The sequence below is a fragment of the Paraburkholderia sp. SARCC-3016 genome (genome assembly GCF_031119615.1).
Taxonomy (GTDB): Bacteria; Pseudomonadota; Gammaproteobacteria; order Burkholderiales; family Burkholderiaceae; genus Paraburkholderia.
The window spans coordinates 75,436-98,954 of the sequence record NZ_JAVHZD010000010.1 but is presented as its reverse complement, the minus strand read 5'-3'; the positions used below and the strand labels follow the sequence as shown (position 1 = coordinate 98,954).

16 protein-coding genes and 2 pseudogenes are annotated in these 23,519 nt (G+C 66.8%); 9 read left to right on the top strand and 9 right to left on the bottom strand.

Annotated features, from left to right (window positions below; translation table 11 throughout):
- Positions 1 to 87 precede the first annotated feature (87 nt).
- Entirely contained in the window at positions 88 to 1,992 is a 1,905-nt protein-coding gene (locus tag QYH69_RS12215) for a tetratricopeptide repeat protein (RefSeq protein WP_308832118.1), read from the top strand.
- Positions 1,993 to 2,088: 96 nt separating this feature from the next.
- Here QYH69_RS12215 and QYH69_RS12210 read toward each other — a convergent pair whose 3' ends face one another.
- A complete protein-coding gene (locus QYH69_RS12210; protein WP_308832117.1) occupies positions 2,089 to 2,532 on the bottom strand; it encodes a YciI family protein in 444 nt (147 codons plus the stop codon).
- A 381-nt stretch (positions 2,533 to 2,913) separates the two neighbouring features.
- Between QYH69_RS12210 and QYH69_RS12205 the strand changes: the two are divergent.
- The 6 genes and pseudogenes from QYH69_RS12205 to QYH69_RS12180 form a co-directional block, all read left to right on the top strand.
- Positions 2,914 to 3,492: pseudogene (locus tag QYH69_RS12205) on the top strand (RNA polymerase sigma factor); the annotation flags it as partial.
- A gap of 148 nt (positions 3,493 to 3,640) precedes the next feature.
- The gene (locus QYH69_RS12200; protein WP_308832116.1) at positions 3,641 to 4,081 is read left to right on the top strand and encodes a hypothetical protein; all 441 of its coding nucleotides are present in this window, start codon (positions 3,641 to 3,643) and stop codon (positions 4,079 to 4,081) included.
- Positions 4,078 to 4,590, top strand: a complete 513-nt coding sequence (locus QYH69_RS12195) for a periplasmic heavy metal sensor (RefSeq protein ID WP_308832115.1) — start codon at positions 4,078 to 4,080, stop codon at positions 4,588 to 4,590. Before QYH69_RS12200 ends, QYH69_RS12195 begins: the two co-directional genes overlap by 4 nt.
- A gap of 65 nt (positions 4,591 to 4,655) precedes the next feature.
- Positions 4,656 to 6,254 (top strand): DUF1800 domain-containing protein, encoded by a 1,599-nt coding sequence (locus QYH69_RS12190; protein WP_308832114.1) that lies wholly within the window; start codon positions 4,656 to 4,658, stop codon positions 6,252 to 6,254.
- A 5-nt stretch (positions 6,255 to 6,259) separates the two neighbouring features.
- Positions 6,260 to 7,423 (top strand): DUF1501 domain-containing protein, encoded by a 1,164-nt coding sequence (locus tag QYH69_RS12185; protein WP_308832113.1) that lies wholly within the window; start codon positions 6,260 to 6,262, stop codon positions 7,421 to 7,423.
- Positions 7,424 to 7,632: 209 nt separating this feature from the next.
- Positions 7,633 to 9,060 (top strand): amidohydrolase family protein, encoded by a 1,428-nt coding sequence (locus tag QYH69_RS12180; protein ID WP_308832112.1) that lies wholly within the window; start codon positions 7,633 to 7,635, stop codon positions 9,058 to 9,060.
- Between the two features lie 145 nt (positions 9,061 to 9,205).
- On the opposite strand, the gene QYH69_RS12175 is transcribed toward QYH69_RS12180, so the two are convergent.
- The 5 genes and pseudogenes from QYH69_RS12175 to QYH69_RS12155 all read right to left on the bottom strand — a co-directional run bounded on the left by QYH69_RS12175 (position 9,206) and on the right by QYH69_RS12155 (position 14,978).
- The gene (locus tag QYH69_RS12175; protein ID WP_308832111.1) at positions 9,206 to 10,798 is read right to left on the bottom strand and encodes an ABC transporter ATP-binding protein; all 1,593 of its coding nucleotides are present in this window, start codon (positions 10,796 to 10,798) and stop codon (positions 9,206 to 9,208) included.
- Positions 10,799 to 10,877: 79 nt separating this feature from the next.
- Positions 10,878 to 11,809, bottom strand: a pseudogene (locus tag QYH69_RS12170) (ABC transporter permease).
- Entirely contained in the window at positions 11,809 to 12,954 is a 1,146-nt protein-coding gene (locus QYH69_RS12165; protein WP_308832109.1) for an ABC transporter permease, read from the bottom strand. Before QYH69_RS12165 ends, QYH69_RS12170 begins: the two are co-directional and overlap by 1 nt.
- A gap of 39 nt (positions 12,955 to 12,993) precedes the next feature.
- Positions 12,994 to 14,103 (bottom strand): BMP family ABC transporter substrate-binding protein, encoded by a 1,110-nt coding sequence (locus tag QYH69_RS12160; RefSeq protein ID WP_308832108.1) that lies wholly within the window; start codon positions 14,101 to 14,103, stop codon positions 12,994 to 12,996.
- 89 nt (positions 14,104 to 14,192) lie between these two features.
- Complete coding sequence (locus QYH69_RS12155) at positions 14,193 to 14,978, bottom strand: GntR family transcriptional regulator (RefSeq protein WP_308832107.1); 786 nt, start codon at positions 14,976 to 14,978, stop codon at positions 14,193 to 14,195.
- A gap of 393 nt (positions 14,979 to 15,371) precedes the next feature.
- Between QYH69_RS12155 and QYH69_RS12150 the strand changes: the two genes are divergently transcribed.
- Positions 15,372 to 16,343 carry a polysaccharide deacetylase family protein gene (locus tag QYH69_RS12150; RefSeq protein ID WP_308832106.1) on the top strand — a complete coding sequence of 324 codons (972 nt, stop codon included), beginning with the start codon at positions 15,372 to 15,374 and terminating at the stop codon, positions 16,341 to 16,343.
- On the opposite strand, the gene QYH69_RS12145 is transcribed toward QYH69_RS12150, so the two are convergent.
- Together QYH69_RS12145 and QYH69_RS12140 are read right to left on the bottom strand one after the other, a co-directional pair.
- Positions 16,340 to 17,206 carry an intradiol ring-cleavage dioxygenase gene (locus QYH69_RS12145; RefSeq protein WP_308832105.1) on the bottom strand — a complete coding sequence of 289 codons (867 nt, stop codon included), beginning with the start codon at positions 17,204 to 17,206 and terminating at the stop codon, positions 16,340 to 16,342. The two genes, QYH69_RS12150 and QYH69_RS12145, sit on opposite strands and share 4 nt — an antisense overlap.
- Positions 17,207 to 17,386: 180 nt before the next feature.
- The gene (locus QYH69_RS12140; protein WP_308832104.1) at positions 17,387 to 19,111 is read right to left on the bottom strand and encodes an alkaline phosphatase family protein; all 1,725 of its coding nucleotides are present in this window, start codon (positions 19,109 to 19,111) and stop codon (positions 17,387 to 17,389) included.
- Between the two features lie 274 nt (positions 19,112 to 19,385).
- Between QYH69_RS12140 and asnB the strand changes: the two genes are divergently transcribed.
- Entirely contained in the window at positions 19,386 to 21,227 is a 1,842-nt protein-coding gene (gene asnB / locus QYH69_RS12135; RefSeq protein WP_308832103.1) for an asparagine synthase (glutamine-hydrolyzing), read from the top strand.
- Between the two features lie 71 nt (positions 21,228 to 21,298).
- Here the strand turns inward: asnB and QYH69_RS12130 are convergent, their stop codons facing one another.
- Positions 21,299 to 23,479, bottom strand: coding sequence for a malate synthase G (locus tag QYH69_RS12130; protein WP_308832102.1), 2,181 nt, complete (start codon positions 23,477 to 23,479; stop codon positions 21,299 to 21,301).
- Positions 23,480 to 23,519: the final 40 nt, after the last annotated feature.

Here is a 23,519-nt window from a genome sequence, read left to right as displayed (position 1 = left end):
GACGGGCGATAATCGGTCCGTTCATCACCTTGACGACCCCTTTATGCCGGTTCCAGGGGCCTTGCCTCGCGTCCGTTCCGCTCGCCCATGACGTCATCCGATTCGCCGCGCAACGATGCGCAACTGCTGCAGGCCGCCGTCCTGCTCTACACGAACAAGCGCTTTGCCGATGCGTTGACAGCCCTGCAACCGATCATGCAGCAGCGCACCGCGAGCGCGACGCGCGCAGCGGCGTTCAATCTTGCGGGCGTCTGCGCGCAGAATCTCGAGCAGCTCGCCGATGCCGAACAGCTCTGGCAGCACGCACTCGCGGATGAACCCGACTACGCGGAATCGCATTGCAATCTCGGCAGCCTTTACAAGCGCCTCGAACGGCTGCCGGAAGCCGAAGCGAGCTTTCGCGCGGCGATTGCGTGCCGGGCGGACTATGTGGAAGCGCATTACAACCTCGGCTTGCTGCTGCATCGCGCCGGGCGTGCGGACGAAGCGGAGGCGGCGTATCGCAAGGCAATCGGGCTGCGCCCGAATCTCGCGGTCGCGCACAACAATCTTGGCGTGCTGCTGCACGACGAAAAGCGGCTCGACGAAGCGCAGGCCGCGTATGTGCAAGCACTGGCTTGCAACGCTGAGTACGGCGAAGCGTATTTCAATCTCGGCAAACTGCAGGTCGACGGCGACAGGCTGCGCGAGGCAGAAGTCATGTACCGCGCCGCGCTGGTCGCCGAGCCGAATCTCGTGCAGGCGCATCATCATCTCGGCGCGCTGCTGAATCTGCTCAAGCGCTTCGATGAAGCCGAAACGTCGCTGCGCCACGCGCTGACGCTGGCGCCGCATCTGCCCGACATTCATACGAGCCTCGGCAGCACGCTGATCGAAACCGATCGCTATGTCGACGCCGAAGCGGCATGCCGCACAGCGCTTGCGTTTCAGGAAGACAGCGCGAACGCGTTGCATACGCTCGGCATCGCGTTATACCGGCAGGGCCGCACCGACGAAGCCGAAGCCGCCTATCGCCGCGCGCTCGCGATCCATCCGGACCTCGCGTCGGCGAAATTCGGCCTCGCCGCGCTGTTGTTGCAGGCGCAACGTTATGAGGAAGGCTGGCCGCTCTACGAAGCGCGCCACGAACGCGGCGACAGCCAGAAGCGCGCGCAGGCGCCCGACGTGAGCTGCCCGCGCTGGCACGGCGAACCGCTCGCCGGCAAGTCGCTGCTGATCTGGCGCGAGCAGGGTTTCGGCGACGCGCTGCAGTTCGGCCGCTATATCGCGCGACTGAAGGCGCAGGGCGTCGCGCGTCTGACGTTCGCGTGCCCGCCGGCTCTGAGCCGGCTATTCAGGAGCGTCGAAGGCGTCGATGAGGTGCTCGACACGCTCGCGGCCGTTTCGGAAGGCCAGTACGACTACTGGACCTTTCTGCTCAGCGTGCCGGGCCTGCTCGACGACAAGACGCTGCCGCCGGCGCACTTCATCACACCGGACGCGGCGCTCGTCGACGCATGGCGTGGCCGGCTCGCAGGCCTCGCGGGCCGCAGAATCGGTCTGGTCTGGAAAGGCAATCCGAAGCATGTGAACGACCACAAGCGCTCGCTGCCGTCGCTCGATACGCTGGCGCCGTTGTGGGACGTGGCGAATACGAGCTTCGTGAGCCTGCAAAAAGGCGCCGGCGAAGACGAAGCGGGCTGCGCGCCGGCGCAGCGGCCGATACTGCCGCTCGGCCCGGAGCTTGCGGATTTCGCCGATGCGGCGGCCGTCGTCGCGCAACTCGATCTCGTGATCAGCGTCGACACGGCGACTGCGCACCTGGCCGGCGCACTCGGCAAGCCGTGCTGGGTCATGCTGCCCGCAACCGACAACGAATGGCGCTGGACCCATGCGCGCAGCGGGCCTGCATCGCCGTGGTATGCGGACACGATGCGCGCGTTCCGGCAACCGGAGCCTGGCGATTGGGCGCAGGCGGTTCAGGCGATGAAGGCGGAATTGGAGTCGCGTTGAGGCTTCAAGGCGACGCGCTGTGTGCCGCCTGCCGCGCCCCGCACGATACGCCGCCGTTGCCGATCAACGGCGCGCGCGAGGCGCCCGCCCGCCTGATCACTGACCGCGCTCGCCGCTCGCATTGCGCTCGATCTCGTCGCGCAGGCGCGCTTCCCGGTCGCGCAATTCGGACGTGAACGCGTCGCCGAAATCGGCCATTTCGTACAGCGGGCGAATTTCGATATCGGAGTCGCTGTTCATCGGGTTCGGGCAGCGCTTGACCCATTCGACGGCTTCGTCCATCGATGCGACCTGCCAGAGCCAGAACCCCGCGACGAGCTCGCCGACCTGCGCAAACGGCCCGTCGCTGACCGTGCGCGAACTGCCGGCGAAGCGCACGCGCTTGCCGCGCGAACTCGGCTGCAAGCCGTCGGCGGCGAGCAACACGCCGGCTTTGGCGAGTTCCTCGTTGAAGCGGCCCATGGCCGCGAACATCTCCGTATCCGGCAACTGGCCGGCTTCCGACTCGGGCGACGCCTTGACGATGACCATGACGCGCATCTTCATTCTCCTTGACGGGTTTTGGGAGACCGCCGTGCGGGCACCCGATCCGGCGCCCGCACGGCGGCTTCATTCAGGCGACGAACCGCCGTGGCCGAAATCGACATTGCGCGCGACAATTTGCCGATAACGAGCCCGAGCGACGGATTTCGACCCGTCTGCACGTTAAACGGTAAGCGAGCGATCGCCGCCCATACGAGGAAAGCGCCGGATCGGTCCGATTCCGCGCCATTCCAACTCGCGTCCGGACCTCGCTCGAAGCAAACAGGGAGCAGACAGAATGAGCCTCGCGCAGCACACGATCGCGCAGCACCTAACGCACCGCCTGACGCAACACGTCCTGCGGGACGTCAAGCAGCACGTCCAGCAGGACGCCGCGCATTGAGCGACACCGAACGCGACCCGCACGGGTCTCCAGACGCGGCCGCAGACGCCGACCCTGATGCGGCATTGCTCGCGCGAGTCGCCCGCGCCGATCCGGCTGCCGTGCGCGCGCTCGTCGAGCGCAAGCTGCCGCGCCTGCTCGCGCTTGCGACGCGGATGCTCGGAGACCGTATGGAAGCCGAAGACGTCGCGCAGGAAGCGTTCGTGCGGATCTGGAAACACGCGCCGCGCTGGCGCGAAGGCGAGGCGCGTTTCGACACGTGGCTGCACCGCGTCGCGCTGAATCTCTGCTACGACCGCTTGCGCGCGAACCGCGCCGAACCGGTCGACGCGTTGCCCGACAGCGTCGACCCGGGCCCGCCGCCCGACGCCCGCCTCGAAGCGCACGCACGCGACGCGCATGTGCGCGCCGCGCTCGCGGCCCTGCCCATCCGGCAACGCGAGGCGATCGTGCTGCAGTACTACCAGGAACTGTCGAATACCGACGCGGCCGCCGCGATGGGGATCACGGTCGACGCGCTCGAGAGCCTGCTCGCGCGGGCGCGGCGCAATTTGCGCGCCTATCTCGCGGCGGCGCCGCACGCAAACCCTGCGCCGCGGCTCGCGTCTTCATCCGCGTCGCGAGGCACATCGGAGCCGCCGCCCGCCTCCGCGCCGTCGCAGCCGGCAGCGCCCGCGCGAGCGGCGACGCCCGATTCACCGCACCCACGCCGAAGGACTTCCGATGACACCTGACCGCTTCCGTACGATCGTCGACGCATACGGCGCCGACGCGCGCCACTGGCCGGCCGGCGAGCGCGCCGCGGCGCTCGCGTGGGCCGAAGCGCATCGCGACGAAGCGCATGCGCTGCTGCTGGCATCGGCGCAACTCGACGCATGGCTCGCGACCGACGCGCCGCCACACCCGGACGCCGCGCTGACGCGCCGCATCATCGCATCGGCGCCGGTGCCGCCGCGCACGCGCCCGCCACGCGCACGCGTCTGGTGGTCCGGTGCCGCATTTATCGGCGCGGGCCTCGCGGGCGCGCTGGCCGGCGCGTTCGTCGTCTCGTTCGTGCTGCTCGCGGGGAGCGCGCCGCTGCGCACGACGTCCGGCGCGACACTCGATGCACCCTCGCTCGCCACGAGCTTCGACGGCACAACCTCCGACTGGAGCGGTGAATGAACGGACACTCGCTGAAATGGGCGCTCATCGCATCGCTCGTGCTCAACATCTTTCTGCTCGGCGCGATAGCAGGCGGCACCTATCAATGGTTCGCGAGCCGCCCTCGCGAAACCGCAAGCGCCGTACGGGCACAGGCGCAAACGCAGCAGCATGCCTTGCGCTTCGCCGCCGATCAGCTCTCCGACGAACGCCGCCAGCAATTCGCGCAGGACTTGCAGCAGGCGCGCCGCGACGGCCGCAGCTACGTGCGTTCCGGCCGCGAAGGGCGGCGCGATGTGCTGAGTCTGCTTGGCGAGCCGGAACTGAACCGCCCGGCGCTCGACGCCGCCTTGGCCCGCACCCGCAATGCCGATGAAGCATTGCGTGCGCGCATCGAGCAAGCGGTGGCCGATTTCGCCGCATCGCTATCGCCGCAGGAACGCGCGCAGTTCGCGGACAGCCTGCGCGAATACGGTCAATGGCGGCAGCCCGCGGCGAAACAGCCGTCCGCAAAACCGGCCAGCCAATAAATTCTTGCGCGCGGCGACGGATCGGCAGGCGGCGTCCGTTTAACGGACATAGTCGACGCAAAGGAATGCCGATGAACGATTCGAATGACGCCCATCCGGCCGCACGCGCCGCCGCCATCGCGCTGAACCGCTTCGGCCTCGGCGCGAGCGCAAACGAGCCCGTGCCGGCCGATCCGAAAGCATGGCTGCTCGCGCAATTCGACGAGTACGATCCACGCCCGCCCGCATGGTCGCGCGAGCCCGGTTCGGCAACGCTTGTCGTCGACTTCGTGCAGCGCCGCCGCGAGGTGCGCGAAATGCGCAAGAACGGCAAGGACGCGGCGGCATCGGGTGCAATCAGTATGGCGAACAATATGGAAGGCGGCACGCCACCGACTCAGCCGCCATCGACCGCCTCATCTACTGCCACGACACCGGCTTCCGCCGCCCAGCAGGCGCGCAAAGCGCTGCGCAGCGACATCGTCACGACGTACCGCGACGCCGTCAACGCCCGCGTGTTAAGCGCGCTGAACACGCAAACGCCGTTCGTCGAACGCCTCGTGCACTTCTGGGCAAACCACTTCGCGATCTCGACCGAAAAACCGCAGGTCGCCGTGCTGGCCGGCGCGTTCGAAGCCGAGGCAATCCGCCCGCACGTGCTTGGCCGTTTCGAGGACATGCTCGTCGCCGTCGAACAGCATCCGGCGATGCAGTTTTATCTCGACCAGACAAACTCGATCGGCCCCGACAGCGTCGCGGCCATGCGCGCCGCGGCGCGTGATGACACAAACCCGGCCACAAACCCGGGGGCCGCCTCGCCGGCGCCCCCGCGGCCGCACCCGCGCGGGCTCAACGAGAACCTCGCACGCGAAATCATGGAGCTGCATACGCTCGGCGCGCGCAGCGGCTACACGCAGCAGGACGTCACCGAATTCGCGCGAGCGCTGACGGGCTGGAGCATCGCATTGCCGCCTGCCCGCGCCGGCGGTCTCGGCGCAGGCGCCGCTAACCGGGCCGCCGAGCCCGGCCATTTCGTCTTCCGCGCGGCCCAGCATGAACCCGGCTCGCGCACCGTAACCGGACGCGAGTACGACCAGACCGGCGCAGCGCAGCCGCTCGCCGTTCTGCACGACTTCGCATCGTCGCCTGCCACGGCGCGTCATATCGCGGACAAACTCGCGCGCCACTTCATTGCGGACACGCCGCCGCCCGACGTCGTCTCACGCGTCGCGAATGCGTTCACGCGAAGCGGCGGCGATCTGCCGACCGTCTATCGTGCGCTGATCGACTCGCCTCAGGCATGGTCGCCGGCTTCCGCGAAATTCAAATCGCCGTGGGAGTGGGCCCTCTCGGCGATGCGCGGGCTCGGCTGGCAAGACCTCGGCAATCTGCAGGCCGCCCCGCTTTTCACGCAGCTCGGCCAGCCGGTCTGGCGGCCCGGCTCGCCCGCCGGCTACGACGACGTCGCGGCAAGCTGGGCCTCGCCCGATGCGCTGCTGCGACGCGTCGAGCTCGCGCAGCGGCTCGCGTCGCGCGTCGGCGACCGGCTCGACGCGCGCACGCTCGGCAACCGCCTGTTCGCGGGCTCGCTGAGCACGCCGACGGCAAGCGCGGTGTCGCGCGCCGAAAGCGCATCGACGGCGCTCGCGCTGCTCTTCGTCTCACCCGATTTCCAGCGGAGGTAAGCATCGTGATTTCCCGTCGTCGTTTTATCCGCGCCACGGCCACGGGTGCGGGCGCGTTGCTCGTCTCGCCGTTTTCGATCCCCGGCATCGCCTTCGCGCGTGCCGATACCGAACGCCGCTTCGTGTTCGTGATCCAGCGCGGCGCGGCCGATGGACTCAACATCGTGATGCCGTACGGCGACCCCGCCTATGCATCGCTGCGCGGCTCGCTCGCGATGGATCAGGCGAACACGACGAAGCTCGACGGCATGTTCGCGCTGCATCCGTCGCTCGCCGAAACCGCGAGGCTATATGCGGCGCGCGAAGCGCTATTCGTGCATGCGGTCGCCTCGCCGTATCGCGATCGCTCGCATTTCGACGGGCAAAACGTACTCGAGACCGGCGGCACCGCGCCGTATCAGGTGAAGGACGGCTGGCTCAACCGGCTCGCCGGGTTGCTGCCGCGTGGGCCCGATGCAATCGCCTTCGCGCCGTCGGTGCCGTTGGCGCTGCGCGGCAGAACCGCGGTTACGTCATACGCGCCATCCGCCCTGCCGCCCGCGCAGGACGACCTGATGATGCGCGTCACGCAGCTCTACGAGCACGACGCGCAGTTGAAGCCGCTCTGGGAAGCGGCGACGGCGACGCGTGCGATGGTCGGCGATTCGGGCACGCGCGCACGCCAGGACGCGGGCGCGCTCGGCAAGTTCGCCGCAACGCTGCTCGCACGCGACGACGGCCCGCGCATCGCGATGATCGAAACCGCCGGCTGGGATACGCATAGCGCGCAAACGCAACGGCTCGCGACAACGCTCAAAGGCCTCGACGCGCTGCTCGCCGCATTGCGCGATGGACTCGGCGCGCAATGGGCGCACACGACGGTGCTCGTCGCAACCGAGTTCGGACGCACCGCGGCCGAAAACGGCACGGGCGGCACCGATCACGGCACCGCGTCGGCGGCGATGCTGGTCGGCGGCGCGGTGGCGGGGGGCCGTGTGATCGCGGACTGGCCCGGTTTGCGCGAGCCGGACCTGTACGAAGGCCGCGATCTGAAGCCGACTGCCGCGCTCGATGCGCTGATCGCGGGCGCCGCCGCGGAAAGTCTGCGGCTCGATCCGCAACGCACGGCGTCGGCATTATTCGGGCAAACAGTCGCGCAGCGGCCCATCGAAGGGCTTGTGCGCGCGTGACGGAGCGGGCCGCGCCGTCGCCGCTTTTTCTGGCTGGTTAGAATCGGGTACCTCCGAACCTGCCCGCACGGCTCGTGCGCCGATGAAGCGCGCCGTGCGGCACGAACGCGACGCAAGCTCCGCTCATGAACGACTCGAACCACCGCACCTGGCCCTGCACCTGGTTGTTGACCGACCCCGGAACGACGCCCTCGCAACCCGATATGAGCATGAGCGTCGAAGACGGGCGCATCGTTGCGATCACACCGGCACCTGAACCACCGGCGTCGAACGCGAAGCCACGGCGCGTCGCGCTGCCCGCGCTCAGCAATGCGCACGATCACGGCCGCTATCTGCGCAGTGCGAGCGTCGGCGCGTTCGACAAGCCGCTTGAAGGCTGGCTGCCGTTTATGGGTCTCGCGCCCGGCGCCGATCCGTATCTGAGCGCCGCTGCCGCTTTCGCGCGCTCGGTGCGTCACGGCGTCGCGAATCTGATGGTGCACTACACGCGCGTGCAAGGCGGCATGCCATACGTCGACGAAGCACGCGCGGTCGCGCGCGCGGCGCGTGACGTCGGCAACCGCATCGGCTTCGCGATTGCAATGCGCGACCGCCAGGGCATCGCGTATTGCGACGACGCGACCGCGCTCGCCGCGCTGCGTCCCGCCATCCGCGACGCGGTGGCCGCACAGCTCGCCATCAAGCCGGTGTCCGCGCACCAGCAGCTCGCGCTCGTCGACGACGTCGCCCGCATGATCGACGGCGAAGGCTACGGCGAGCACGTGACCGTGCAATATGGACCGACCGGCGTCCAGTGGTGCTCGACGCCGCTGCTCGCGGCGATCGCGCAGGCCTCGGCCGACCATGACCGCCCGGTCCATCTGCATCTGCTGGAAACGCCGTATCAGCGCGAATGGGCCGATCGCACGCATCCGCAAGGCATCGTCCGCTATCTCGACGACCTCGGCCTGCTCAGTCCGCGGCTCACGCTCGCGCACTGCGTCTACGCGCGTCCCGACGAACTCGCGCGGCTCGCCGAGCGTGGCGTGACGATTGCCGTCAACACGAGTTCGAATCTGTATCTGAAGTCCGGCATTGCACCCGTGCCCGAGATGTTGCGGCACGGCTGCAGGATCGCGCTCGGCCTCGATTGCACGGGTATCGACGAGGACAACGATGCGCTGCGCGAACTGCGCCTCGCTTATCAGCTGCACCGCGGCTGGGGCTTCGACGTCACCATGACGCGCGCCCAGCTCTGGGCGTTCGCCGCGCAAAGCGGCCGGCGCAGCGTGCTCGGCGCACGAGCGGGCGCATTGCCCGGCGGACGGCTCGAAGTGGGCGCGACCGCCGATTTCATGTTCCTCGACTGGGATGCGCTCGACGACGATGCGCTGTTCCCGGTCGATCCATTCGAGCTGATGCTCGCGCGCGGCAGCGGCGCGCATATCGAGGAAGTCGTGATCGGCGGCCGGACCGTGGTGGCCGGCGGCCGCGTGCAAGGCGTCGACGAAACGGCGTTGCGCGCCGAACTGCTCGGCCAGTTGCGCGCGCGCATCGGCGCGCAGCCATCGGTGCATGCATGGCGCGCAACGCTCGACGCGTTGTCCGACGATCTCGGCCCGTTCTACCGAAAGAGCGCCTGGTTCGGCTGCTGCTGACCGGCGCGCTGTTGTGCACCCCTCGCTGCGAGCCGCGCGATCGCGTAACGTCACAGCACCGCATGGCGTGACGTGACGCGACGTCGGCAGGCACGGCACCGCGCGGCACACCTTGCGCCTCGCGCGTGGAATCGCGCACCGCGTATCAGCGATCTGCTCTGGCCATCGTCGCCTCGCCGGCCATGGCGCGCGCGATGGCCGGCTGATCGGTTTCGGACGCGGGCGCGTCGTACACGATGCGCCCCTCGCTCATGACGGCGATGCGGTCCGCGAGTTCGAGTATCTCGTCGAGGTCTTCCGAGATCAGCAGCACGGCCGCGCCGCGATTGCGCTGGTCGACGATGCGCGCGCGAATCTCGGCCGCCGACGCGAAGTCGAGGCCGAAACACGGATTCGCGACGATCAGCACGTCGACCTCGCCCGACAGTTCGCGCGAGAGGATCGCACGCTGCACGTTGCCGCCCGACAGGTTACCGATCGGTTCGTCCGGCGACGCCGTCTTCACGCGATACGCGGCAATCAACCCGAGCGCATGACGGCGGATCCGCGCAGGCGACAACCAGCCGCCCAGGCCGCGCAGCCCCGGCGCGTCGAACACGCGGAACGCGATGTTTTCGGCCACCGTCATATGCGCGACCGCCGCATTGCGCAGCGGCTCCTCGGGCAGGCAGAACACCTTGCCGGCGCGCATCTGCGCGCGTCGCGGCCGATAGGCGCGGCCGCCCACGCGCATGTGCCCGCCGCTGGCCTCGCGCTGGCCCGACAGCACTTCGACCAGTTGCGCCTGACCGTTGCCCGACACACCGGCAATGCCGACCACTTCGCCCGCGCGCACCGCAAGACTGACCTCGCGAACGGCCGGCAGGCCGTCGTCGTCGTCCGCGCCGATGCGCTCGACTTCGAGCGCGACCGGCTGCGGCGCGCCATGCCATGCGCGACGCGGCGCGGCTTCGCGCAGCACCGCGTCGCCGACCATCATGCGGCTCATCGCATCGACCGACAGCGCGCCGACCGTCCCCGCGCCGGCCAGCCGGCCGCGCCGCAGCACGCTGACCTCGTCCGCGTATTGCATCACCTCGCGAAACTTGTGGCTGATCATGATGACGGTGAGCCCTTCGCTGCGCGTGAGCGTGCGCAGCAGCGACAGCACTTCGTCGGCCTCGCCGGGCGTGAGCGCCGACGTCGGTTCGTCGAGAATGAGAAGGCGCCGCGCGAGATAGAGCTGCTTCAGGATTTCGAGCTTCTGCCGCTCGCCGGCTGCAAGACTCGCGACCGGGCGCTCGAGCGGCACGCGCAACGGCATACGCTCGAGAAACGCGCGCAGCTTCTGCTTCTCCGCGCGCCAGTCGATCAGCGCCGGCACGTCGGCGCGCGCCATCACGAGGTTCTCGGCGGCGCTCAGCGACGGCACGAGCGTGAAGTGCTGATAGACCATGCCCATGCCGCGCCGGTGCGCATCGCGGATCCCGTCGATCGCGGCCTCGCGGTTGTCGAGCAGCACCTGTCCGCGCGTCGCCTTGTACTCGCCCATCACGCACTTGACGAGCGTCGACTTGCCCGCGCCGTTCTCGCCGAGCAATGCGTGGATCGTGCCCGCACGCACCTTGATCGATACGTCGTCGAGCGCGACGTGTGCGCCAAAATGCTTCGTGATCCCGACCGTTTCGAGCGCAAGGCCGGCACGGCCGGACGAATCGCCGGCACGCGGCGCGGCGGGTACCGCAGAGAAATGCGACATGGTCGTCACCTGAAAGAAATCGCCGGCATGGCGCGCGCCGCGCGTGGAATGCATGCAGCGCGGCCTGCGCCGGTCCGCTTCATCGGCGCGTAATCGACAGCTCGGCCGGCGCGCCCTTCAGATTGCGACGCGGCGACGACGACGCAACGAGCACGACGAGCGTCAACAGATACGGCGCCGCGTTGAAGAAGTAATAGCCGGACGTCACGCCGATGCTCTGCAGAGCGGGGCCAATCGCGCCCGCCGCGCCGAACAGCAAGGCGGCGCCGACGCAGCCGAGCGGATGCCAGCGCGCGAAAATAACGAGCGCGACCGCCATCATCCCCTGCCCCGAAGACAGCCCCTCGCTCCAGCTACCCGGATACGACAGCGACAGGAATGCGCCGCCGATGCCGGCCATAAAACCGCCCAGCGCGGTCGCCACGAGCCGTACCGCGTCGACGCGATAACCGGCGGCGCGCGCCGCGCTCGCCGAATCGCCGCACATGCGCACGACAAGGCCCCAACGCGTGCGCCGCAGCGCCCAGGCGAGCACGACGGCCAGCACGATGCCGATCAGGAACAGCGGGTTGATCTGCAGGGCCGCCTGCACCTGCGGCAGCGCGGACCACGCACCGAGCGGAAGCGCCGGCAGATGCGGCGCATCGGGCTGGATATACGGCTTGCCGAAAAAGAAAGCGAGCCCGGTGCCGAACAGCATCATCGCGATGCCGATCGCAATATCGCTCACGCGCGGCAGCCGGCATATCGCGCCGTGCAGCGCGCCGAACGCGGCGCCCGCAAAGCCCGCGCACAGCGTGCCGAACCACGGCGACTGCGTATGGAAGCTCACGGCATACGCGGACATCAAGTCGGATCGTAGCCATGTCGTTCTGTGAGCCAAGGAGTTGGTAGAATGTTTTGTCTTCCTAAGACCGCTTGGCCTCCGCCTAGGAAAGGCGTCGACACGCGAATCGCGCCGGCGAGCATCGCGAGCGGGACCGCCCAGATACCGATATCGGTCGTGGCCATCATGATTGTCCGTCGAGGCCGGGCGTGCCGCGTGCCGCCCGGAAGATCGCGAAGCGCCCGTACAGCGTCTCGCTCACGAGCAGCACGACGAACAGCGTGCCCTCGAGCAGCAGCACGGTTGCGTCGGGCAGATCGAGCCGCCGCTGGATCAGGCCGCCCGACGCCGAAATGCCGCCGACGAGAATCGCGACCGGCACGATCGCCAGCGCATGGTGACGCGCGAGAAACGACACGAGAATGCCAGAGAAGCCGTAGCCCGCCGCCAGCGACGCATTCGCGCGGCCCTGCACGGCGGCCACCTCGAAATAGCCGGCCAACCCCGCGCACGCCCCCGCGAGCGCGCAAGCCGCGACGATCAGCCGCCCGACCGGCAGACCCTGCGCACGCGCAGCGCGCAGATTGCCGCCCGTGAGCCGCGCCGCGAAGCCGAACGTCGTGCGGCGCATCAGCACCCACACGGCGAACGCGAGTGCGATGCTGACCGCGAGGCCCCAATGCACGCTCGTGCCCGGAATATTGCCGACCATGTTCGCGTCGCCGATCGGTCGCGTCGACGATTTGATCGGACTCGCCGGATCGCGCAACGGTCCTTCGACGAAGAAGTTCAGGATCGCGATCGCGAGGTACGACATCAGCAGGCTCGAGATCGTTTCATTCGCGCCGCGCAGATGCCGCAGCGCGCCGACGAGGCCGATCCACGCAGCGCCGCTCGCGAGCGCGGCCGCGACCATCGCGGTCATGACGAGCACGGGCGCCCCGCCGCCGCCGAACGGCAGTGCCGCGCAGGCGGCCGCGAAGCCGCCGAGCACGAGCGCGCCTTCGCCGCCGATCACGACGAGACCGAGCTGCGCCGGAATCGCGACGGTCAGCGCAGTGAACACGAGCGGCGCCGCGCGCACGAGCGTGTTCTGCAGCGAAAACCAGGTGCCGAACCCGCCGCGCCACACCAGTTCGAAGAACTCGCCCGGCGCGACGCCGAGCGTGAGCAGCAGCACCGAAAACAGCGCCGCGGCGCCACCCACGGCGAGCGCCGAAATCGTCAGCATTTCGGCGCTCTGCCGCAGCGGCAGGAAACGCTCGCGGCGCTCGCGCACGTCGGCCGCGCTTGCCGGCGGTGTGATGGATTGCGTCGAATCGCTCGCCATATCCTATTGCACAGTGGAATCAACAGTGAAGCTCGAGGCTCAGGCGATCGAACCGATCACGCCCTCGACGAGGTAGTCGGTCTGATCGAGGAATGGATCGTAATTGCCGTAGGTTTTGTCGATGACGATCTTGCCGGTGTTGCTGCGGATCGGGCCGACGTAGATCGGCTTGCCCGCTTTGAGATCGGCGATCGCCGCGAGCGCCGCCGTGCGCGCCTGCGGTGTCGCCCCCGCGCCGAACGGCGTGCTCGCGACCAGATCCTTGTCGTAACCGCCGTACATCACGTTCGGCAGTTTGCGGCCCGCGGCGATATCGGCCGCGTAGCCCTTGTACGCGGTTTCCCACTTCGCCTCGGCACCGGTGATGAACCCCTTCGGCGCAAGCGCGGCCTGCGACGTGTTGTGACCGCAGCTCTTCACGCCGTGATGCTCGGCCGTTTCGACGACGACCTTCGGGCTGTCGACGTGACACGCGATCACATCGCAGCCGCCCGCGATCAGCGCATTGGTCGCCTCGGCTTCGCGCACGGGCAACGTCCAGTCGCCGGTGAAGATCAGCTTGACCGACGCGTGCGGATTCACCTTGCGCACGCCGAGCATGAACGAGTTGATCGTACGCAGCACGATGCCGATCGGCTTTGCGGCGACATAGCCGATCTGATTCGTTTTCGTCGACAGGCCGGCCGCCACGCCGTTCACATAATGGCCCTGGTCGCGATACGCGAAATAGCCGCCGAGATTGTTCGGGTGCTTCGCCGGATCCCACAGCCGGCTCGCGTGGCGGAACTGCACGTTTGGATACGCGCGCGCGAGATCGACCATATAGGGATCGAAGTAGCCGAACGACGTGCCGAGAATCAGCGACGCGCCGTCGAGCTCGATCATCGATTCCATCGATTTACGCACCGCGATCGTCTCGGGCACGTTCTCTTCCTCGACCACGTTGACGTTTGGCAGCGCACGCAACGCCTGCGCGGCGACCGCGTGCGACTGGTTCCAGCCGAAATCGTCGCGCGGTCCGACATAGACGATGCCGATCGTCAGCTTGCCCTTGGCGGCCGCGAGGCGCGGCACCATGCCGGCGGCAAGGCCCACCGCCCCCGCGCCCGATAGTGCGAGAAATTGTCGTCGATTGATTCGCTGCTTCATCTGCATTCGCTCCAGGCGTAGGTTCGGTTGATTCGATTGGTCTGATCAGACGTGAGGGGAAGACTGCTTCGACGCGGCCGGCGGTGATCTCACGCGCCGCGCGTCTGTTTTGCGGGCCGCTCACGTGGTTCGCGTGGTTCGCGCGGTTTGCGGGCAGCGCGTTTTGCACCCGCCGGCTGGTCCGCAGGCGCGAAGGCGGCCGAATAGCGCCCGAGTATGTCGACGATGTCGGGCCGAGCCGTCTCTGCGCGATCGACGAGCGAACGCGCTTCGAGCGCCTGCAGGTGGTCGCTCATCAATTGCTGCGCGAGCGCCGCGTCGCGATTGCGCAGCGCGGCGATCAGCGTGCGGTGCTCGCGCATGCCGCACTCCTGCGACGGCTCATGACCGTGCACCGCGAGAATCAGCGAGCAACGCGACACGACCTCCGACACATAGCGCTCGATCAGCGGATTGCCGCTCAGTTGCGCGAGCAGCATGTGAAACTCGCTCGCCACGCGCAATTCGAGCTTCGCGCCGGCGCCGCGCGCCGCCTCTTCGCGGCGCACATGTTCGTCGAGCAATGCGACGAACGCGGGCTGCCAGTTCTGCACCACCAGACGCACGACCTCGACCTCGAGGCAGCGGCGCACTTCGAACACCGCCTTCGCTTCTTCCCGGCTCGGCCGCGCCACGGTCGCGCTGCGCTTGTTGCCGGTGTCGATCAGGCCTTCGTTCGCGAGCCGCGCGAGCGCCGCGCGAATCAGCGTGCGGCTCACGCCGAAATGCGCGGCAAGCGCATCCTCCGGCAGCTTCGTGCCCGGCACGAGCGCCTGCTCGACGATGGCTTGCCGCATCGACAGATAAGCGACGTCCGCACGGCTGACTGATGTCATGAAAGAGAACGGTAAGAGAAGCGGAACCGGCTGCATATCGACGATGTGCGCCGGAAAATGGACGCAATGGATCGCAACATGTATGCCAGATTGCAGCGTCTGGTATGCAAGATGGCCGGCACTGCGTACCCAGCATCGTTGCGCAGTGCATATCGCCACGGCAGCTCCAGTGCCTCGGCCGCATCGCAGTGCATGGGCGCGCCCGTTGTTGGCGCGCCCATGCGCCAGATCGGCGAATTCTCACCCTGTTTTGGTACACAGTTTTGGCGGCTTGCTGGATACGACAAATCGACGTATTGTCGACAACGTTTTTTTGGGCACAGGCTCAAGACAACCGGTCATCGCGCGGGCGATTCCACGCGCCGCACGGTCTTTGTCAACATCGTCAAAAACATGAAAGAAATCTTCGAGGGCCGCGCCGCGGGTGCGGCGGCGATCGGTCCGCTTGCAACACATGGCCGCTTTCCGTATCGCGCGATCACCGACGCGGACGCCTACAGCTGGCCCGGCGACAAGCGGCTCGCCGTCTATCTCGGCTTCAATATCGAGCACTTCGCATTCGGTAGCGGTCTGGGCGCCGCGCTCGGGCCGATATCGCCGGAACCCGACGTGCTCAACTACAGCTGGCGCGAATACGGCAATCGCGTCGGCGTGTGGCGGTGCCTCGAGCTGTTCGACCAGCTCGACATGCCGGCCGGCGTGCTGATCAATACCTCGCTTTACGAGCATTGCCCGGAAGTGATCGATGCGTGCGTCGCGCGCGGCGACGAACTGATTGGACACGGCCACACGAACTCGCAACGGCAGGGCGCGCTGTCCGAGGCCGACGAACGCGCGCTGCTCGCGCACTGCCGCGACCGGATCGCCGCGCATGCGGGCACGCCGCCGGCCGGCTGGCTATCGCCGTGGATTTCGGAGTCGCTCGCCACGCCGGACCTGCTTGCCGAAACCGGCTATCGCTATACGCTGAACTGGTGTCACGACGATCGCCCGGTGCGCATGGCCACGCGCGGCGGCCCGCTCTGGTCGATTCCGTATCCGCAGGAACTCAACGATCTGCCGATGATGATCGGCCGCCATCTGGACGGTTGCGCGTTCGCCGACATGATCATCGATCAGTTCGACGAAATGCGCGAGCAGGTGCACTCGGGCCGGAGTCCGCAAGCGCTGGTGATGGGCATCGCGCTGCATCCGTACCTGGTCGGACAGCCGTATCGTCTGCGGCACCTGCGGCGCGCGCTGAAGCATATTGCCGAGGCCTGTGCGCAAGGCGACGTCTGGATCACCACGCCCGGCGCCATTGCGCGCCATATGGATGCGATGGAAAGCGCCGGGCTCGTGCGCGCCGACGTTGCGCCTCGCTAAGGCGTTGCGCGGTTCAGCACGAAGTTGAATTCGAGCGTGTAAAACGGCGCCGTCATGTGCGTGCCGTCCGGCGCCAGCCCCGCGTCGTGCCGCACCCACGGCGCGATCAGCGACGAGCGCACGCCGAACACCGCGTCCGAGTCGAGATACGGGTCGCCCTCGCGAAACACGTGAGTGACGAGCCGCTCATAACCGGGCGCCGCGATCATGAAATGCAGATGCGCAGGCCGCCACGGGTGACGGCCCAGCGCGTCGAGCATGCGGCCGACCGGCCCATCGTGCGGAATCGGATACGGCTCGCCGACAATCGAGCGGAAGTCGAAGCTGCCGTCCGCGCGGCTATGCAGCGTTCCGCGACCGCGGTGCTCGCCGTCGTTCGGATACTGGACGTCGTAGTGCCCATCGGCATCGGCCTGCCAGACTTCGATGCGCGCATGCGCGACCGGCTCGCCATCGAGGCCGACGATTTTGCCCGACACGAAACACGGCACCCCGGTTGCGCCGTTCGCGACGTCCGCGCCGTTCTCATACTCGGGCGCGCCTTCGACGAAGAACGGGCCAAACACGGTTGCCTCCGTGCAGCCCGCAGGTTTGCGGTTCGCCATCGCGACCACGAGCATCGATAATCCGAGCGTATCGGAGAGCAGGATGAATTCCTGGCGCTTTTCATCGGTCATATGACCGACTTCCGTGAGAAAGCGAATCCCCGCCTCCCATTCGCTTTCCGTGAGGTTCACTTCGCGTGCGAACGCATGCAGGTGTCGAACAAGGCTGCCCGCAATTTCCTTGAGCCTCGCATTGCCCGCGAGTTCGTGCCGTGCGAGTACGGCTTCGGTGATCGTGTTCTCGTCGACGTTGCGCATGATGGCCACCCTGTATGAGAAATGCCTGAAGCGTGAAGCAGGCCTGAATCACGCCTGGTTCACGCTTCAACCCATCATGACATAGACGCGCAATCGGTGACGCGACAGCAAATTCCGTCATGCGAAGCAATGTACCGCCAACGCGAAGTGCTCGCGTCGGCGCCTGTCCCTCAGGTCAGCCTAGAAGCGGCCTTGTTCGAACTGGGGCAGCACTGGCGTGCCCTCGAGCGCGACCGAATGCAGCAGCCCGGGCTCGAGGCCAAGCATGCGCAGAATCGACGGCGCCACTTCGGTGGTCAGTACCGGCTCGTCGATCGTACGGCCTGCATTGCGCGCGCCATGCGCATCGTTCGCACCGGGCACATAGACGACGAGACCGAGGTGGCTGTCGTCCGGTGCATTGCCGCCATGCTCTTCGTCCTTCGACGTGCTCGACGTGTAAATCACGCCGGGGTTCGGCTGCACGATGATGTCCGGCGTGCGGCCAAGCGCCGGGTCGCCGAACCGCTCGGCCAGTTGCGGGCCCGACAGGATATAAGCTTGCGGGCCGTCCGCGCAGATGCCGGGCGCGTTGCAGCTCAGATTGTCCTTGAGCGTCTTCACGACCGCGGTGCGCTGGCTCTGATCGCGCAGCCAGATCAGGCCGACGTCGTCGGTCTGCACGAAGCCGGTATCGACGAGACCCGTGCCGTCGTTGAGGTTGCCGCTTTGGGTCGCGGCCTGGCCGAAGTTGCCGTTCGGGTCGAGGAAGTTATTCGCTTCGAGCAGCTTCGTCAGCGTATCGCCGTTTTTCACGAGCTTCGTGTGATCGGTCGGCGACTGGCCGTGCTTCGACGCCACGATGATCGCCGTCGACGAATACAGGTTGCGCTGCTTGAGTTCGGTCACGAGGCGGCCCAGCGAATCGTCGATGTAGGTGATCGCCGCGCTCACTTGCGGACCCGGCGTGAAATCGGCATCGAGATAACCGCCGCCCGCCGCGACCGGCGCCTTCTGCGCGACGCTCAACGTCTGAAAGTCGGCGCCGAACACGGTCGGCACGGCGGCATTGGTCTCGCCGGTCGAGTCTTTGCCGTCGATCTCGTTGACCATCTCCTGCACGTGGAAATTGTCGAACGTCTCGGTGTGCGTGAAGACGTCCGTATAGTCGGTCTTCGTGGCCGGATCGATCGAGTTGATCTCGGTGCGCGCCAGATCGTCGACACCGGTGCCCGACGGGCCGTTGAGCCAGTCGTAACCGAACGCATGCTTGTCTGACCATGCGGTGCGCGCGCCGCGCAGGTTCTGTTTGACCACTTCGAAAAGCGTATTCGTCTTCACGTAGTTGTGCGGAAACACGGGCACGCAGGCGCCGTTGATTCGCGCATGCGGAATAGCCTGCGGGTTGAATGCGCCGCCGCCGTCGAGGTGAATCAGCGCGCCGCCGTTTTCGGCGTCGATGCCCGTGGTCTCGTCGAACACCACGTTCCAGCCCTGCTTGCCCGTGCACTGCGTATCCGACGGCGCATACAGGGTGCGGTCATACGACACGTCATAGAAAAGCCCAGCCGTTTTCGGCGACCCGCCGGTCACGAGCGCGGCGAGGCCCGGGAACGAATCCGACAGGCCAGGCGTGTGCGCATTCGTGTACGTGGTGCCGGCCTTCGCCAGCAGCGCGAGGTTCGGGCAGGCATTCGCCGCGACACAGCGCGCGACGTCCTGTTCGTGCAGGCCGTCGAAGCTGATCAGCAGCACATGCTTGACCGCGCCATGATGGCCGTTGCCTTCGTTGTGTCCATCGTGATCCTGGTTATTGCCCATCGACGCAGCACCGGCCGCCGCGCCGGCCGCATGCATCGCTGCAAGCGAGACCGCGATGGCGCCAACCATGTACCGCACGCGCATCGATTTCCTGACCGTCTTCATATTTTCGTCCTTTAAGGTGGTGAAGTAACACTTGGTAATCGATGGCGAATTTGAAGCGCGAGCAAGTCGGTTCTGTGATTAATCGCTTTCATCTCGCTGAATTGCGCCGATGTCTTCGAATATCGAAGCATTTGCGCAACAGCATTTTTTGCTTAAGGTTCTGTTAACCAATGGGCGCGACGCATTCGCGGTGTCGTGTGTTTCGTCGCATTGCTGTCGGGGAATTCGCATACTGCCGAACTGTTATCCGTGCATGTGACAGCGAGGAGAACATATGTGCGGTATCGCGGGATGGGTCGATTACGACCGCGACCTGAATGGCGAGCGCCGCGTCATTCAAACGATGACGGACACGCTGGCCTTACGCGGCCCCGACGCGCAAGGCATCTGGATCGGCACGCATGCGGCGCTCGGTCATCGCAGGCTGTCGGTTATCGATCTCGAAGGCGGCGCGCAACCGATGTGCGCGATCGAAGACGGCAAAACCATCGCCTGCCTCACGTATAGCGGCGAGGTCTACAACTTCGTCGCATTGCGCGAGATGCTGCAAAAACGCGGACACACGTTTCGAACGAAAAGCGACACCGAGGTCGTGTTGCGCGCGTATCTCGAATGGGGCGAAGCGTGTGCCGAGCGCTTCGTCGGCATGTTCGCATTTGCGATCTGGGACGTGCGCGAAGCGCGGCTGCTGCTCGTGCGCGACCGGCTCGGCGTGAAGCCGCTGTTTTACCGGCCGTTTGGCCGCGGCGTGCTGTTCGGCTCCGAGCCGAAAGCGATTCTTGCGCATCCGCAGATGCGCCCGCGCGTCGGGCTCGACGGTTTGCGTCGCGCGCTCAGCGTTACCCGCCTGCCCGGCGACGCGATCTACGACGGCATGCATGAAGTGAAACCCGGCCACATCGTGCGCGTGTCGCGCGACGAATTGACCGAGCACTGCTACTGGAAACTCGAAGCGCGCGAGCACACCGATTCGCTCGAGCGCACGATCGAAACCGTGCGTGCGCATCTCGAGCGCATCGTCGAACAGCAAACCGTCTCCGATGTGCCGTTGTGCAGCCTGCTGTCGGGTGGTCTCGATTCATCGGCCGTCACGGCGCTCGCGGACCGGCTCGTGCGGCAGCGCGACGGGCACGCGGTGCGCACGTACTCGGTCGACTTCGCCGATCGCGGCGTGCCTTTCGGCGCGGACCACTCGCGCGATTCGCGCGATGCGCCGTTCGTGCGCGCGTTCGTCGAACAGTTGCGCACGCAACATACGGAGATCGAGCTCGGCACCGCGCAGATCGCCCGCCCGGAAGTGAGACGCGCGGTCGTCGATGCATACGATGCGAACTGGAAAATCGGCAGCGATATGTGTCCGTCGCTGTATCTGCTGTTCAGCGCGGTGCGCCGCGATTCGACGGTCGCGCTATCGGGCGAAGCGGCCGACGAAGTGTTCGGCGGCTATCGCTGGCATCACCTGCCGCAATTTCTCGATCCAACGACGCTGCCGTGGAAGTCCGGCCTCGCGGACCCGGCGCGCGTGCTGACGCGCGAGCTTCGCGACGCGTTGCACGTACCCGAATACTGGGCCGATACGCATGATCAGGTTTGCCGCGCGACGCCGGCGCTGCCCGGCGAAGGCGCGCTCGCGAGACGCAGGCGCGAACTTGCGTTTCTCGGGCTGACCTGCTGGCTGCCGAACCTGCTCGACCGCAAGGATCGTCTCAGCATGGCGGTCGGCCTCGAAGTGCGCGTGCCGTACTGCGATCACGAACTCGTGCAGTACATGTTCAACGTGCCCTGGGAAATGAAGAGCTTCGACGGCCGAGAAAAGAGCCTGTTGCGCGCCGCGAGCAAGGACGTGCTGCCCGACGCGATTCTGAACCGCAAAAAAAGCGCGTATCCGGCGACGCAGGATCCCGCCTACGAACGGATGCTGCAACAACGAATGGCCGCCCTGCTCGCCAATCCGTCGCTGCGCGTGCAACAGCTATTCGACCGCGACGCAATGCGCAGTCTGATCGATAAACCGGTCGGGGAATCCAGCATCAACTGGGAGAGAGTGGACGTCGATCACACGCTTGCGCTTGCCGATTGGCTCGAGCGATACGACGTCGAAATCGTGTCAGCCTGAACGTATGGGTATCAGGAACGCTGACGCCGCTCACCGGCGCGAGGCCGCGCCGGTGAGCGGATCCCGGCGGATCAGCCCTTCGCCTTCAGCTCGAGACGGAACTTGTGCAGCAGCGGTTCCGTGTAACCGCTCGGCTGCTCGCGCCCCTCGAACACGAGCGCGCACGCGGCCTTGAACGCGAGCGACGCATCGTAGTTCGGCGCCATCGGCTGATAGTGCGAATCGCCGGCGTTCTGCTGGTCGACCATCTTCGCCATACGGCGGAACGTGTCTTCGACCTGCTCGCGCGTGACAACGCCGTGATGCAGCCAGTTCGCGATATGCTGACTCGAGATACGCAGCGTTGCGCGGTCTTCCATCAGGCCCACGTTGTGGATGTCGGGCACCTTCGAGCAGCCGACACCCTGGTCGATCCAGCGCACCACATAGCCGAGAATGCCCTGCGCGTTGTTTTCGATCTCCTGACGGATCTCGTCGGCGCTCCACTGCGCCTTTTCGACCACGGGCACGGTCAGCAGCCCGCCGAGCAGTTCGTCGCGCACGCTCGCATAGTCGGTGCGTTCGAGCTGCTGCTGAACCGCCTGCACGTCGACCTGGTGATAATGCAGCGCGTGCAGCGTCGCCGCGGTCGGCGACGGCACCCAGGCCGTATTCGCGCCGGCCTTCGGATGCACGACCTTCTGTTCGAGCATCGCGGCCATCAGGTCCGGCATCGCCCACATGCCCTTGCCGATCTGCGCGCGCCCGCGCAGGCCCGCCGCGAGACCGACGAGCACGTTGCTGCGCTCGTACGCGGCAATCCACGCCGTCGACTTCATATCGCCCTTGCGCAGCATCGGGCCCGCTTCCATCGACGTATGCATCTCGTCGCCGGTGCGGTCGAGGAAGCCCGTGTTGATGAACGCAACACGCGCCGACGCCTCCGCGATACACGCCAGCAGGTTCACGCTCGTGCGGCGCTCCTCGTCCATGATGCCCATCTTCATCGTGTTGCGCGCAAGGCCGAGCACGTCTTCGACGCGGCCGAACAGCTCGTTCGCGAACGCGACTTCAGCGGGGCCGTGCATCTTCGGCTTCACGATATAGATCGAACCCGTGCGCGAATTGAGCTTGTGCTTGCGATCGTGCAGCGCGCACAACGTGGTGATCATGCCGTCGAGAATGCCTTCCGGAATCTCGTTGCCGTCGCGATCGAGCACGGACGGGTTCGTCATCAGGTGGCCGACGTTGCGGATGAACAGCAGCGAACGGCCATGCAGCGTGAGCTTCGAGCCGTCGGCGCGCTGATATTCGCGGTCGGCGTTCAGGCGCCGCGTGAACGTCTTGCCGCCCTTCGTCACCTCTTCGGTCAGCGTGCCGTTCATGAGGCCGAGCCAGTTGCGATAGAGCTCGACCTTGTCGTCGGCATCGACGGCCGCCACCGAGTCTTCGCAATCGATGATGGTCGTCACCGCCGCTTCGACCAGCACATCCTTGACATGCGCGGCATCGGTCTTGCCGATCGAATCGGCCGCATCGATCTGAATCTCGAAGTGCAGGCCATGGTGCTTGAGCAGCACGGCGGACGGCGCCGCCGCATCGCCCTGGAAGCCCGCGAACTGCGCCGGATCGCGCAGCGCGCTGCTGCCGCTCTTCAACGTCACGACGAGCTTGCCGCCTTCGACCGCGTAACGCGTTGCGTCGGCGTGCGAACCGTTTGCAAGCGGCGCCGCCTGATCGAGGAACGCGCGCGCATAGGCGATCACGCGCGCACCGCGCACCGGATTGAAACCGGCCTTGCGCTCGGCGCCGTCGCTATCGGGAATCGCATCGGTGCCGTAGAGCGCGTCATAGAGGCTGCCCCAGCGCGCATTCGCGGCGTTCAGCGCATAGCGCGCATTGGACAGCGGCACGACGAGCTGCGGGCCTGCCTGTTCGGCGATTTCGGTGTCGACATGGTCGGTCGTGGCCCGCACGCGCGCGGGCGACGGCACGATGTAACCGATGTCTTCGAGGAACGCGCGGTACGCCTTCGCGTCGCGCACCGGTCCCGGATGCGCGCGATGCCACGTGTCGAGCTCGCGCTGCAGGCGCTCGCGCTCGGCGAGCAGCGCGCGGTTCTTCGGCGCGAGGTCGTGCACGAGCTTGTCGAAGCCGGACCAGAACGCGGCGCTTTCGACGCCGGTGCCCGGCAGCGCTTCCTTTTCGATGAACTGGTCGAGATTGGCGGCCACTTGCAGGCCGCCGCGCTGAATCATCTTTGGCTGAGTCATTATCGCTACTTCCTGTCTGCTGTTTCGTTGGGGCGAGTGG

Bases quoted from the DNA above. Each gene is read 5' to 3' on its own strand.
- QYH69_RS12130 (WP_308832102.1), bottom strand. From the start codon at position 23,479: ATGACTCAGCCAAAGATGATTCAGCGCGGCGGCCTGCAAGTGGCCGCC.
- asnB (WP_308832103.1), top strand. From the start codon at position 19,386: ATGTGCGGTATCGCGGGATGGGTCGATTACGACCGCGACCTGAATGGC.
- QYH69_RS12140 (WP_308832104.1), bottom strand. From the start codon at position 19,111: ATGAAGACGGTCAGGAAATCGATGCGCGTGCGGTACATGGTTGGCGCC.
- QYH69_RS12180 (WP_308832112.1), top strand. From the start codon at position 7,633: ATGAGCGTCGAAGACGGGCGCATCGTTGCGATCACACCGGCACCTGAA.
- QYH69_RS12145 (WP_308832105.1), bottom strand. From the start codon at position 17,206: ATGCGCAACGTCGACGAGAACACGATCACCGAAGCCGTACTCGCACGG.
- QYH69_RS12155 (WP_308832107.1), bottom strand. From the start codon at position 14,978: ATGACATCAGTCAGCCGTGCGGACGTCGCTTATCTGTCGATGCGGCAA.
- QYH69_RS12190 (WP_308832114.1), top strand. From the start codon at position 4,656: ATGCCGATGAACGATTCGAATGACGCCCATCCGGCCGCACGCGCCGCC.
- QYH69_RS12165 (WP_308832109.1), bottom strand. From the start codon at position 12,954: ATGGCGAGCGATTCGACGCAATCCATCACACCGCCGGCAAGCGCGGCC.
- QYH69_RS12175 (WP_308832111.1), bottom strand. From the start codon at position 10,798: ATGTCGCATTTCTCTGCGGTACCCGCCGCGCCGCGTGCCGGCGATTCG.
- QYH69_RS12210 (WP_308832117.1), bottom strand. From the start codon at position 2,532: ATGCGCGTCATGGTCATCGTCAAGGCGTCGCCCGAGTCGGAAGCCGGC.
- QYH69_RS12150 (WP_308832106.1), top strand. From the start codon at position 15,372: ATGAAAGAAATCTTCGAGGGCCGCGCCGCGGGTGCGGCGGCGATCGGT.
- QYH69_RS12215 (WP_308832118.1), top strand. From the start codon at position 88: ATGACGTCATCCGATTCGCCGCGCAACGATGCGCAACTGCTGCAGGCC.
- QYH69_RS12195 (WP_308832115.1), top strand. From the start codon at position 4,078: ATGAACGGACACTCGCTGAAATGGGCGCTCATCGCATCGCTCGTGCTC.
- QYH69_RS12200 (WP_308832116.1), top strand. From the start codon at position 3,641: ATGACACCTGACCGCTTCCGTACGATCGTCGACGCATACGGCGCCGAC.
- QYH69_RS12160 (WP_308832108.1), bottom strand. From the start codon at position 14,103: ATGAAGCAGCGAATCAATCGACGACAATTTCTCGCACTATCGGGCGCG.